This is a genomic window from Pseudomonas sp. GL-R-26, assembly GCF_019947365.1.
Taxonomy (GTDB): domain Bacteria; phylum Pseudomonadota; class Gammaproteobacteria; order Pseudomonadales; family Pseudomonadaceae; genus Aquipseudomonas.
Genome location: NZ_JAGYGI010000001.1, coordinates 52,866 through 65,852, shown reverse-complemented (window position 1 = coordinate 65,852; position 12,987 = coordinate 52,866). Strand labels below are relative to the sequence as shown.

The following is a 12,987-nucleotide window of genomic DNA, read 5'->3' as shown; positions in this document are numbered from 1 at the left end:
CAGCGGCATGGATCAGTGCGCAAGCATGTTACAGGCAGTTCCTGCAGGACGCTCGCGACGGAGATTTGATCTAGCCTCAATACCGTTCATGACATTTTTGCCTGCGACAAATTGCCATAAGTAACTAGGTAGTACATTATTCCGGCCTTGTCACAAATGGGGAAAATTTCCGACATGAACAATTCTGGGGCTGCCGCCGGCAGCAAATGGTTGCTGGCGGGGCTGGGTGTGCTGATTGCACTGATCGGGCTCGGCCTGGCCGGTGGCGGTGGCTATCTGATCGCGCTGGGTGGCAGCTGGTATTTCCTGCTGATGGGGCTGGCGATGCTGGCGTCCGGGTTGATGATTGCCCGGCGCAAGCCGCTCGGCGCCTGGCTGTATGGTGTGGCGTTGGTCCTCACTGCGATCTGGGCCGTTTGGGATGCGGGCCTCGAATACTGGCCGCTGGTCTCGCGGGTACTGACCTTCGCCGTGATCGGTCTGGTGGTGGCGTTGATCTATCCGACCCTGGTCCGCGCTTCGGGCGCGACCGGCGGGCGTGGCGCCTACGGTCTGGCTGGCATTCTGGGCGTGAGCGTCGTTGCGACGATGTCCTACATGTTCGTGCCGACCCACGTGGTCAAGGCCACCACCGAACCTGCGGTAACGCCGGTCACTCCAGGCACCGAACAGAAAGACTGGGCCCACTGGGGCAACACCACCGCCGGCAACCGCTTTGCCGCGCTGGACCAGATCACCAAGGGCAACATCGACAAATTGCAGGTCGCCTGGACCTTCCGCACCGGTGACATCCCGCAAAGCACCGGCGCCGGCGCCGAAGACCAGAACACTCCGCTGCAAATCGGCGACACGGTCTACACCTGCACCGCTTACGGCAAAGTCTTCGCCCTGGATGCCGACACCGGCGCTCAGCGCTGGAAGTTCGACCCGCAAGGCACCGCGCCCAACTGGCAGCGCTGCCGTGGCCTGGGCTATTCCGAAACCCCGGCGTCTTCGGACAATCAGCCAACCGCCTGTACGAAACGTCTGTTCCTGCCGACCGGCGATGCCCGTCTGATCGCCATCAACGCCGACACCGGCAAGCCTTGCGAAGAATTCGGCAACAAGGGCACCGTTGACCTGACCACAGACATGGGCGAAGTGAAGCCCGGTTACTACCAGCAAACCTCGACCCCGTTGGTCGCTGGTGACGTGGTGATCGTCGGCGGCCGCGTGGCCGATAACTACTCCACCGGCGAACCGCCGGGCGTGGTCCGTGCCTATGACGTGCGCAGCGGTGAGCTGGTATGGGCGTGGGATCCGGGCAACCCAAACACCACCAAACGCCCTCCGGCCGGTGAGACATACACCCGTGGTACGCCGAACGTCTGGTCGGCCATGTCCTACGACGCCAAGCTCGGTCTGGTTTACTTGCCAACCGGCAACGCCACCCCGGACTTCTTCGGCGGCCAACGTACCGAGTTCGACGACAAGTGGAACTCGTCCATCGTCGCCATCGATGTGAAGACCGGCCAGGTGCGCTGGCACTTCCAGACCACTCACCATGACCTGTGGGACTTCGACCTGCCGGCGCAACCGCTGCTGTACGACGTGCCGGACGACAAGGGCGGCACCCAGCCAGCCCTGGCGCAAGTCACCAAGCAGGGCGAGATCTTTCTGCTTAACCGCGAAACCGGCGTGCCGATTGCTCGCGTCGAAGAGCGCCCGGTGCCGCAAGGCAAGGTTCCCGGCGAACGTTACTCGCCAACCCAACCGTTCTCGGTGGACATGCCGTCAATCGGCAACAAGACCCTGACCGAATCCGACATGTGGGGCGCCACGCCGTTTGATCAATTGATGTGCCGCATCCAGTTCAAAGGCATGCGCCACGAAGGCGTCTACACCCCGCCGGGAATGGATCGCGCCCTGCAATTCCCGGGCTCGTTGGGCGGCATGAACTGGGGCAGCGTCTCTGTTGATCCGAACACTAACTACATGTTCGTCAACGACATGCGCCTGGGCCTGGCCAACTACATGATCCCGCGCGACAAGATCAAAGCCGGGGCCAGCGGTATCGAAATGGGCGTGGTACCGCAGGAAGGCACGCCGTTCGGCGCCATGCGCGAACGCTTCCTCTCGGCGGCCGGCATTCCGTGCCAGAAACCACCGTTCGGCACCATGTCGGCCATCGACCTCAAGACCCACAAACTGATGTGGCAAGTTCCGGTCGGCACCGTGCAGGACACCGGCCCGCTGGGCATCCGCATGCACCTGCCGATCCCGATCGGCATGCCGACCCTCGGCGCATCGCTCGCCACTCAGTCGGGCCTGCTGTTCTTCGCCGGCACCCAGGACTTCTACCTGCGCGCCTTCGATACCGGTAACGGCAACGAAATCTGGAAATCGCGTTTGCCGGTGGGCAGCCAGTCCGGGCCGATGACCTACGTTTCACCGAAAACCGGCAGGCAGTACATCCTGCTGACCGTGGGCGGTGCGCGTCAGTCGACGGATCGCGGGGATTATGTGATTGCCTACGCTTTGCCCAAGTAAGGGCTGAAGCTTGAGTCAGAAAAGCCGCGCCATTGCGCGGCTTTTTCATGGGCGAAAGAGCCAGTGTGGAAATCGGCTAGGATTGAGGCAGTCGAGGGTGCGAGGCGAAGGACATGACAACGAAGCTACCTGCTGCTGTACGGGACCGTGCCTTGCAGATCGCCCATCACGAAATGGGGCACTACGTGGTGGCTCGCGCCCTGGGGTTTGAAACGGGCGGCGTGACCCTGACAGTGACCAAGGATCTGCGGCACCAGGGAGGAGCCTCCATTACCCTGGTGCGCCCAATTTCGTCGATGGAAGCCATGAAGGAACATCTGGAAGCCCGGATGATGGTGCTCCTGGCTGGCGCAATGGCGCAGACACTGCCTTCAAAACCTTCAGCCGCCAAACGCGTCGATAAGCCCAAGGCCACCGCCATCCTCAAAGGCGAGCAAGGGGCGGAACAGGATTACGCAAAAATCAGGGAGCTTCAGCATCTGTTGCGCAACGTCGCCTGCCCGGATACTGATCCAGCGTCGTCTGAGCGCATTTCGGCGGAGCTTAAAGCGATGACTGATCGGGTGTGGGGTCGGACTCAAGAAATCATCGAAGATCAAGCTGGGACGATTGCCGAATTGGCTGTGGCGCTGGTGGACGGCATGGCTCTTGTGGAGCAATGGGGGCGGGCGGCGGATACGTATGAGGTTGTGTTCCCCGGGCCGATGCTGGAACAGTTGCGGGCGGTGCAGGCTATCCCTTCATTACGTGTTTGGACTGACAGTTGCAGTGATGTTGTTCAGCACTGGAAGTAGGCTCTATCAGTCCCAAAAAGGGAACGCTCGGTCCCTTTTTGGGAATTTTCCGGTCCTGTGAAAAGTGTTCTATTGATTTGCATCCGCTCTCGTTTGAACAGGTCGCCGCGTCAGCACCTTCACCACATCATCAATCACCGCTTTGCTCATCGTCGTCAGGTAATGCGCGGCCCAGGCGTGGCGGTCGGAGTCTTGGGCGTAGGCGGCGTCCACGGTGAGGGACTTGGCGAGGAACAACAGGTCGGAGGCTTGGGCCAGAGCGTCGGCGATGGGGACGTCGCGGCAGACATGGAACAGCGGTTGATTCGAGAGATACAAGAAGGGTGTGAAACCAACGGTTTTCAGTTCTGAGGGTGTGGATGTGCTCATGTTCAAACTCCTAATTTTTAAGGAGCTGTCACATTCGTTTCCAAGCGAATGGGTGGCAGCTGCGCGCAGGTTGGAAAACCGGGAAACTAGGAAACCGGCACGCCCGAGGGCGTCCCGCGCACAGCCGCCATAACTCAATATCGTGATGGGCAGACTGTTGCGTCCAATTTCGACGGGTTTCCAAGCCCGATCGCTGAATGGTCAGCGACGTCCGGAGACTATCCCGTCGAAGAAAAGCGCAACAAGGCAGCAAAGTGCCCAAAAGCAAGATTCGGAGTTTGCCTACAAGGTTTACGGACGTCATCCGATATTGCGACACCCTCTGTAAACGAAGACTGGCGCGACGAGCGATTTTCCAGGCCGGTGCATCCTCTGAGTCGTTGAGCCAAACGCCTGGTTCCCGCGTTGTCATGAGGACGCTGAAGCAATTGGCGAAACGGCAAACCCTCTGCGAGTAACCATCGTTAACAATTGACAGAGGAGTCAGGGTGGTTGGGCACCTCTGAAGCTCATACATTTATTCCTTTGAGGTTATATTCCTTTGGTGGCATATTTGTATGAAATGGGACGTCGAATACACGGATGAATTTGAGGCCTGGTGGGATCACCTGAACGAGTTCGAACAGGACTCGGTTCAGGCCACAGTGATGTTGCTGGGCGAGGATGGCCCACACTTGGGTTTTCCACATACCAGCGATATCAAGGGTTCACGGCATGGCAACCTTCGTGAGTTAAGGGTGCAGCACGCTGGCAGGCCGTACCGTGTGCTGTACGCGTTTGATCCACGGCGCAGCGCGATTCTGCTGATTGGCGGTGATAAAACCGGCCAGGCGCGTTGGTATACGGAACACGTGCCACTGGCCGAACGTCTCTACGACGAGCACTTGGATACATTGAAGAAAGAGGGCTATGACAATGGCTAAAAAATTTGCTGATTTGGTGGCGCGTCGCTCTCCAGAGTCTCAAGCACGTGTTGAGGCCTTGCATCAGAAGCTACGAGCACAAATGCCGCTGCACGAGTTGCGCCAGGCGCAAGCGTTGAGTCAGGACACACTGGCCAGGACACTGCATGTCAACCAGGCGGCGATCTCCAAGATGGAGCGGCGAACGGACATGTACATCAGTACTTTGCGCAACTACATCCGCGCCATGGGAGGCGAACTGGAAATCATCGCCACCTTCCCCGAGGGCCAGGTAAAGATCGAAAACTTTGCCAACTGAACGATTAAAAAGTGGCTCTACGGTTTCGGGCAATTCAGATACGCAAAAGCCGCGCATTGCGCGGCTTTCTTGTTTGGTGGGCCCACACGGACTTGAACCGTGGACCAAAGGATTATGAGTCCTCTGCTCTAACCAACTGAGCTATAGGCCCTCAGTAGGTCGCGGATTATAGCGACGGTTTTGCGACTGTGCTATCCGAAAAAGCCTTTACGGCTGTACGAAGAAACGTCGCGGCGAATTCGTCGGGGGGGAGGGGCAGGCTGACGATGTAGCCCTGGATTTGTTCACAGCCCTCGGCGGCGAGGAATTGTTGTTGCGCCTGGGTCTCGACCCCTTCGGCAATCACGGTGAATTGCATGCTGCGTCCGAGGGCGATGATGGCGCGTACGATGGCCGCATCGTGGGGGTCGTCGGGCAGGCCGCGGACGAAGGACTGGTCGATCTTGAGGATGTCCAGCGGCAGGCGCTTGAGGTAACTCAAGGACGAATAGCCGGTGCCGAAGTCATCGATGGCCAGTTGCACGCCCAGTTGTTTGAGTTGATGCAGCACCGCCAGCGCCTCCTCTGCCTGGCTCATGATGAAGTTTTCGGTGATTTCCAGTTGCAGGAAGCCGGGGTTGAGGCCGTTGTCCTTGAGCAACTGTTCTATGCGGCCCACCAGGTTGGGTTGGCGCAGTTGGGCGCCGGCCAGGTTGACCGACAGCGGGCCGGGACTTTCGTACAGCCTGTGCCATTCGGCCATCTGCCGGCAGGCGGTTTCCAGGACCCAGTCGCCGATTTGCAGGATCATGCCGTTTTCTTCGGCCAGCGGGATGAAGTGTTCCCGCGGCACGTCGCCAAAAGTCGGGTGGTGCCAGCGGATCAGGGCTTCGGCGCCGACCAGACTGTAGTCTTCGAGGCTGATTTTCGGTTGGTAGCACAGGTGCAACTCGTTGCGTTCGATGGCGCGGCGCAGTTCGTGTTCCAGTGCCACGCGCTCGCTGGCTTGGGCGGTGAGGTCGCGGGTGTAGCTTTCGACACGGTTGCGGCCCTTGGCCTTGGAGCGGTACATCGCGGCGTCGGCGTTCTTGATCAGTGTGGCAACGTCGCAGCCATCCTTCGGATAGAGGCTGGTGCCGATGCTGGCGCTGATGAAAAACTCGTGTTCGCCGGCCTGGAACGGCGCGGCGAAACAGTTGAGCAGTTTATTGGCGATGTGGTCGGCATCGCTGGATTGTTGCAGGCCCGGCAGCAGGATAATGAACTCGTCACCTCCCAGGCGCGCCACGGTGTCGATGTCACGCAACTGCTCCTTGAGGCGCACGGCAATGCCCTTGAGCAGAAGGTCGCCGACCGGGTGGCCGAGGCTGTCGTTGATGTGCTTGAAGCGGTCGAGGTCGAGGAACAGCACTGCGCCCTGGCCGCCGTTTTCCTGCTGGCTGTTGAGCGCGGTCAGCAGGCGGCTTTCGAACAGCGTGCGGTTCGGCAGGCCGGTCAGCGGGTCGTGGTGCGCCTGGTAGTCGAGTTTGGCCTGCGCGTGCTTGAGGCTGGAAATGTCGGCGAACACCGCGACAAAGTGGGTGATGAACTTCTCCCGGTTGCGCACGGCACTGATGGTCAGCCAGCTCGGGTACAGCTCGCCATTCTTGCGCCGGTTGGAGATCTCGCCTTGCCAGTGGCCTTCGGCGGTCAATTGGTGCCACATGGCCGCGTAGAACGCGCTGTCATGCAGGCCCGAGGCGAGCAGGCGCGGCGTGTGGCCCAAGGCTTCGCTTTCGCTGTAACCGGTGATTTCGGTGAACGCACGGTTGACCGCGCTGATGTGCTGTTGGGTATCGGTGATCAATACGCCTTCGGCGGTGCTTTCGAACACGGTGGCGGCCTGTTGCAGTTTTTCCTGCATCAGGTGCCGATCGGTGATATCCCGGGCGATGGTCAGCATGCAGTCTTCATCGCCAATCGGCAGCGGACGGCTGGACACTTCGCAGAGGCGGATCTGCCCGTCGCTGCGGCGGATATGGCAGCTGAAGTCGCGGACAAAACCGTCCCGGTGCAGCAGGTCGAGCATTTGCTTGCGTTCATTGAGGTTGACCCAGATCCCCAGGTCCAGCGCCGAACGATCCACCGACATGGCGCTGTTGAAGCCGGTGATGCGGCTGAAACCGTCGTTGACCTCCAGCAGCAAGCCATCGCTTTGCCGCGACAGCAGCAATCCGTCGGGGGAAGCGTGGAAGGCCTTGGCGAACTTTTCTTCGGACGTTTGCAGCTGTTGCTGGGTTTCCTTGAGCTGGGTGATGTCCCGCACCACGACCACCAGCGCAGGTGTCATGTCGAGGTTAAACGGTTCGGCGGAGATCAGGCCGGTAAACACCTGGCCGTTGCTGCGACGAAAGGGCATTTCCAGGTTGCGGATGCTGCCGGCCTGCAAGCGTTGCAACAGGCCCGGCCCAACACCGGGAATCCCCCAGATGTTCAGGTTGGTGGCGGTCTGGCCAATGACGTCCTCGGCCTTGAGGCCGATCTGTTCTTCGAACGCTTCGTTGACTTCCAGCAGGCAGCCGTCGCTCAGGCGCGCAATCACCAGCATGTCCGGGCATTGCTGGAACACGGAAGCGAATTTCTGTTCCGACAGGCGTAGCGCTTCCTCGGTGCGCTTGGCGTCGGTGATATCGATCATCAACCCGCGCAGCACCGGCTCATGCCCGTGTTCGATCAGGCTGACGATATCGCGCACCCACAGACAGCGGCCGTCGGCGGTGATCACCCGGTAATCGAGGCGGTGATCGCGCCCGGCCAGCACTTCGTGATCGCAGAAGGTCTGGGCGCGGGTCAGGTCGGCGGGGTGAATGATGTTGCGCCAGAAGCCCGGAATCAGCCAGTGGGACAGGGGATAACCGAGAAGGTCTTCGGCATGGGGCGATACATAGCTGTAGGTGAAGTCGGTGACTTTTGCTTCCCAGGCGATGGCTGACAGGCTCTCCACCAGGCCGCGGTAGTGGTATTCGCTGCTGCGCAGTTCCTGTTCAAGGTTGACCCGGCGAGCGATTTCCGAGCTCAAGCGGCGGTTGATGCGGATAACCACCGCCAGCACGGTAGTCAGCAGCAGCAATCCGGGCAGGCCATACACCAGCAGGTCATTCCAGAAAGTTCGATGATCGAGGACGTTGCCGACCCAATGCTCCTGAATGGCGCTGATTTCAGCGGGGCTCATGTCCGCCAGGACTTTGTCGAGAATGCCGACCAGCATCTTGTTGTCGCGGGGTACAGCCATGGCCAGTTGATAGCGATAGGGGGTTTCACCGCTGACATACAACCCATCGAGCTTGAGCTGGCGCAGTCCCCAGACGCTGGAAGCCAGATCGCCCACCACGGCGTCCACTTCGTCGGTGGCCAGCGCCTGTAGCGCCGAGCTAACGTTGGGCACCGCCACCAGGTTCAAGTCGGGATGGTGGCTGCGCAGCAGTTCGTGGGGGGCGTAGTTTTCCACCACGGCGATTTTCAGGCCGTACAGGTCTTTCAGGTTATGTGGCTGGGGGCCCCCGACATGGGCCAGGATGACAATCGGAAAATCCAGATAGGGGCGAGTGAACGACAGGTATTTCTGGCGTTCAGGGGTCGACATGATGCCCGGCAGCAGGTCCAGTTTGCCCTTTTTGGCTTGTTCCAGGACGGCGGTCCAGCTCACCGGCTCGATGGGCGTGAGCCGGGTTGCCAGCCTTTTGCGGATGACCTCGATGTAATCCGCGGCAAGGCCCTGGTAGCGGCCCCCATCGTCACGAAACTCGAAGGGCGGCCACGACGCATCGACACCCAGGCGCAATTCCGGGTGAGCCGCCAGCCAGCTACGTTCATCGTCAGTGAGAGTCAGCGCGCCAGCCGTTGCGGTCCAGGTCATCAGCGACAGCAAAAAAAGCACGGTCGGCAGTCTGGGCATAACGGTCTCGTTATGGCTCGGGGGAATGTTTCGAGTGTAGACGGCTACAGGGAGGAGGGGGGAAGCGGGGAGATTTAATCTGTGCAAAGCAAAACCCCCGGCCTGGGCCGGGGGTTCTGTGATCACTCGTCGAGGAAGGAGCGCAGATGCTCGCTTCTCGTCGGGTGGCGCAGCTTGCGCAGCGCCTTGGCTTCGATCTGACGAATCCGCTCACGGGTCACGTCGAACTGCTTACCAACCTCTTCGAGGGTGTGGTCGGTATTCATGTCGATACCGAAGCGCATGCGCAGTACCTTGGCTTCACGGGCAGTGAGGCCGGACAGCACTTCGCGAGTCGCTTCTTTAAGGCTCTCAACGGTTGCAACATCGATTGGCGACTGCATGGTCGAGTCTTCGATGAAGTCACCCAGATGGGAGTCTTCGTCATCACCGATCGGGGTTTCCATGGAGATCGGCTCTTTAGCGATCTTCAATACCTTGCGGATCTTGTCCTCAGGCATTTCCATGCGTTCGCCCAGCTCTTCCGGGGTCGGTTCGCGACCCATTTCCTGCAACATCTGGCGGGAAATGCGGTTGAGCTTGTTGATCGTCTCGATCATGTGCACCGGAATACGGATGGTGCGGGCCTGGTCGGCGATCGAGCGAGTGATCGCCTGACGGATCCACCAGGTGGCATAGGTCGAGAACTTGTAGCCGCGACGGTATTCGAACTTGTCTACCGCTTTCATCAAGCCGATGTTGCCTTCCTGGATCAGATCGAGGAATTGCAGGCCACGGTTGGTGTACTTCTTGGCGATGGAGATCACCAGACGCAAGTTGGCTTCAACCATCTCTTTCTTCGCGCGGCGGGCCTTGGCCTCGCCGATCGACATGCGACGGTTGATGTCCTTGATCTCGGCGATGGTCAAGCCGGTTTCGGTTTGCAGCGCGGTCAGCTTCTGCTGGCAACGGATGATGTCCGGCTGCAGACGACCAATGGCTTCAGCATATTTGCCTTTGCCTTTGGCCAGGGCATCACTCCAGCTTTCGTCGACTTCGTTGCCCGGGAACTGGCGCAGGAAGTCGGCACGCGGCATGCGTGCATCACGAACGCAGAGCTGCATGATTGCGCGCTCTTGCTGACGCAGGCGATCCAGGGCACTGCGAACACGCTCGACCAGGCCTTCGAATTGCTTCGGCACCAGTTTGATCGGCATGAACAGTCCGGCCAGGGCCAACAGCTCGGCAATCGTTGCCTTGTTGTTGCGACCGTGCTTTTTCAGCGCCTTGCGGGTGATTTCCATCTGATCGGCCACAGCGCCAAAGCGCTGTGCAGCGATGATCGGATCCGGACCGCTTTCGGCTTCTTCCTCGTCATCCGAGGCTTCGCCGTCTTCGTCGTCGGAATCGTCATCCGCCTTGACGGCTTTCGCGTCAACCGGTGGCGGCACTTCTGCCGCAGGCGGCGCGATGCCATCGTCCGGGTCGATATAACCGCTCAGGACGTCGGACAGGCGACCACCTTCGGTGGTGACGCGGGTGTACTCGGAGAGAATATGATCAACCGTGCCGGGGAAGTGCGCGATTGCGCTCATCACCTCACGGATGCCCTCTTCAATACGTTTGGCGATTTCGATTTCGCCTTCACGCGTGAGGAGCTCCACCGTACCCATTTCGCGCATGTACATGCGCACCGGGTCGGTAGTACGACCAATGTCGGTCTCGACCGCAGCCAACGCTGCAGCGGCCTCTTCGGCTGCGGCTTCGTCGGTATCGGCGTCGGCCAGCATAAGGGAATCCTTATCTGGCGCAACCTCGAATACGTTGATCCCCATGTCATTGATCATGCGGATGATGTCTTCCACCTGTTCCGGATCTGAAATATCCTCCGGCAGGTGGTCGTTGACCTCCGCGTAAGTCAGGTAGCCCTGCTCACGACCAAGTGTGATCAACTCTTTGATACGAGACTGCTGTTGCGCTTTTCCGGACATAACACCCTATCCACTGAAGGTCTTGGCGGGCAAAAAACAAGCCGAGGATTATACCTGAGCTATGACCTCACGCGCCAGTTGAGGTCGGGTTTGATGCGGAAACATTGCGACTCAAGAGGTCGCGCAGTTGATTTTTCTCTTCGCTGGTCAATTCGCTTTGACGCGCTTTTCGCAGAAGTTGTTCCAGGTTTCGCTCGCGTTGGCGGGCTGACAAGCTAGTAATGGTGTCGAAAAACTGTTGTTCAAGGTTATCTCCATCAATCAGCCATTCCTTTTCCGCCAGGGCCTTGAGCAAACGGCCTTGTTCTGTGCCGTGCCAACGCGCAATCAGTTGAATTGAGTTTAGCTTGGGATTCTTCTGCACGGCTTCGAGCAGCGCCACCAGCAATTGCGTGTTGGTGTGATCCTCGGCGGCGAAGTGCCCGGCATCCTCGACTTTTTCGGCCAGTTGCGGGTGATGCAGCAACGTGCGCAAGGCGGCGAGGGTCGGCGGTTCTACGGCGGCGGGCACTCGTGGCGCGCGGGGTTGATCACGATCACCGCCCCGTTTACCATTCTTGTCCCACGGTTTCTTGTCCCATTTCTTGCCTCCTGCACCGGGTTTCTTCGGGGTCCATTCCTGCTGCGGCACATACATTTCCTGTGCCTGCGGCTGATGATAGTCGCTGTAGTCGGGCATCGCGTCGTAATCGATGCCAGGGTCGTAGGCCGGCGGCGCTTCTTGCGGGGCGCTTTGTGCCAGCTGACTCACCGCTTCACCGCTCAGACCGGTGATTTCGCTCAGGCGTTGACGCATCAATATGCGCAGGTTGGCGCCCGGGACTTTGTCGATCAACGGCGCAGCGAGGGTGGCCATATGGGCCTTACCCTCAAGCGAGCGCGGGTCGGCTTCCTCCGTCAGTTGCTGGAAGAAGTAATCGGCCAGAGGCTGTGCGTGCTGGTTGATCCGTGCGCGGAAGGCATCGGTGCCTTCGGAGCGGACCAGGGTGTCCGGGTCTTCGCCTTCGGGCAGGAACAGAAAGCGTGCGCGACGACCGTCCTGCAGGCTCGAAAGTGTCGCCTCCAGTGCCCGCCATGCCGCATTGCGGCCGGCCTGGTCGCCGTCGAAGCAGAATAGAACGCTGGGCACGACGCGAAACAGCCGCTTGAGGTGTTCCTCGCTGGTGGCGGTGCCCAGGGTCGCGACGGCATTGCGCAGGCCTTGCTGGGCCAGGGCAATGACGTCCATGTAACCCTCGACGACGATGATCTCGTCGAGGTTGCGGTTGGTCTTGCGCGCTTCGTACAGGCCGTAGAGTTCCTGGCCTTTATGGAAAACCGGGGTTTCCGGGGAGTTCAGGTACTTCGGCTTGTCGTCGCCCAACACCCGGCCGCCGAAGGCGATGACGCGCCCGCGACTGTCGCGGATCGGAAACATCACGCGGTCGCGGAAGCGGTCGTAGCGTTTACCGCTTTCGGCGTTTTCGATCAACAGGCCGGCATCGATCATGGCTTTTTGTTGCAGGGTATCGCTGCTCAAGTGCTTGAACAGGTTGTCCCAGCCAGGAGGGGCAAAGCCCAGACCGAAGTCCCGGGCGATTTCGCCGGTCAACCCGCGACCTTTCAGGTATTCCACGGCGGCCTTGCGCGATGGATGGCTTTTCAAGGCCTGGCGATAAAAGTCGGCAGCGGCGCTGAGTAGCGGATACAGCGGCGAATCAGTCGGCTGTCGCGGTTTGTGCGGGCGGCCGCTTTCTTCGCGGGGGATTTCCATGCCCGCGGCTTTGGCCAGTTCTTCGACAGCCTGGACGAAATCCAGGTTGTCGTGGTCCATGATGAAGCCGAGGGCGTTGCCGCCAGCGCCGCAGCCGAAGCAGTAATAGAACTGCTTGTCGGGGCTGACGCTGAACGACGGAGTCTTTTCCTTGTGGAACGGGCAGCAGGCAGTGTGGTTCTTGCCGGCTTTTTTCAGTTGCAGGCGCGAGCTGACCACGTCGACGATGTCGGTGCGGTTCAGAAGGTCGTCAATGAAGCTCTGGGGAATTAGCCCGGCCATGGCGTTCTCGTCATCTGCGCTGAAAGGAGCCCGTAACGTACTGCGATCGAACGCGGTCGTTGTTTGAGGCGCGCAAAGTGTGCGGCTCGACCAGTGTCGTCTGCGTAATCGTTGTCGGGAAGTGTATCTGCCGAAAATCCACTGACGTTAATGCCA

Annotated in this window: 8 protein-coding genes and 1 tRNA gene; 4 read left to right on the top strand and 5 right to left on the bottom strand. The window is 59.9% G+C overall.

Going from position 1 to position 12,987, the window contains the following annotated elements; translation table 11 throughout:
* The first annotated feature begins 174 nt into the window (after positions 1-174).
* A complete protein-coding gene (locus KGA96_RS00290) occupies positions 175-2,529 on the top strand; it encodes a glucose/quinate/shikimate family membrane-bound PQQ-dependent dehydrogenase (protein ID WP_223511209.1) in 2,355 nt (784 codons plus the stop codon).
* 113 nt (positions 2,530-2,642) lie between these two features.
* Positions 2,643-3,323, top strand: coding sequence for a peptidase M41 (locus KGA96_RS00285; protein WP_223465320.1), 681 nt, complete (start codon positions 2,643-2,645; stop codon positions 3,321-3,323).
* A gap of 69 nt (positions 3,324-3,392) precedes the next feature.
* Here KGA96_RS00285 and KGA96_RS00280 read toward each other — a convergent pair whose 3' ends face one another.
* Positions 3,393-3,692 (bottom strand): DUF3077 domain-containing protein, encoded by a 300-nt coding sequence (locus KGA96_RS00280; protein ID WP_223511207.1) that lies wholly within the window; start codon positions 3,690-3,692, stop codon positions 3,393-3,395.
* Positions 3,693-4,249: 557 nt separating this feature from the next.
* Between KGA96_RS00280 and KGA96_RS00275 the strand changes: the two genes are divergently transcribed.
* Entirely contained in the window at positions 4,250-4,615 is a 366-nt protein-coding gene (locus tag KGA96_RS00275) for a type II toxin-antitoxin system RelE/ParE family toxin (RefSeq protein ID WP_046039458.1), read from the top strand.
* The gene (locus KGA96_RS00270; protein WP_008051594.1) at positions 4,608-4,913 is read left to right on the top strand and encodes an XRE family transcriptional regulator; all 306 of its coding nucleotides are present in this window, start codon (positions 4,608-4,610) and stop codon (positions 4,911-4,913) included. Before KGA96_RS00275 ends, KGA96_RS00270 begins: the two co-directional genes overlap by 8 nt.
* A 74-nt stretch (positions 4,914-4,987) precedes the next feature.
* Here KGA96_RS00270 and KGA96_RS00265 read toward each other — a convergent pair.
* The 4 genes from KGA96_RS00265 to dnaG all read right to left on the bottom strand — a co-directional run bounded on the left by KGA96_RS00265 (position 4,988) and on the right by dnaG (position 12,831).
* Positions 4,988-5,064: transfer RNA gene (locus tag KGA96_RS00265), tRNA-Ile, on the bottom strand.
* A 15-nt stretch (positions 5,065-5,079) separates the two neighbouring features.
* Positions 5,080-8,826, bottom strand: coding sequence for a bifunctional diguanylate cyclase/phosphodiesterase (locus KGA96_RS00260; RefSeq protein WP_223465324.1), 3,747 nt, complete (start codon positions 8,824-8,826; stop codon positions 5,080-5,082).
* Between the two features lie 122 nt (positions 8,827-8,948).
* Positions 8,949-10,796, bottom strand: coding sequence for an RNA polymerase sigma factor RpoD (gene rpoD, locus KGA96_RS00255; protein ID WP_046039462.1), 1,848 nt, complete (start codon positions 10,794-10,796; stop codon positions 8,949-8,951).
* 67 nt (positions 10,797-10,863) lie between these two features.
* Positions 10,864-12,831 (bottom strand): DNA primase, encoded by a 1,968-nt coding sequence (gene dnaG, locus KGA96_RS00250; protein WP_046039464.1) that lies wholly within the window; start codon positions 12,829-12,831, stop codon positions 10,864-10,866.
* Positions 12,832-12,987: the final 156 nt, after the last annotated feature.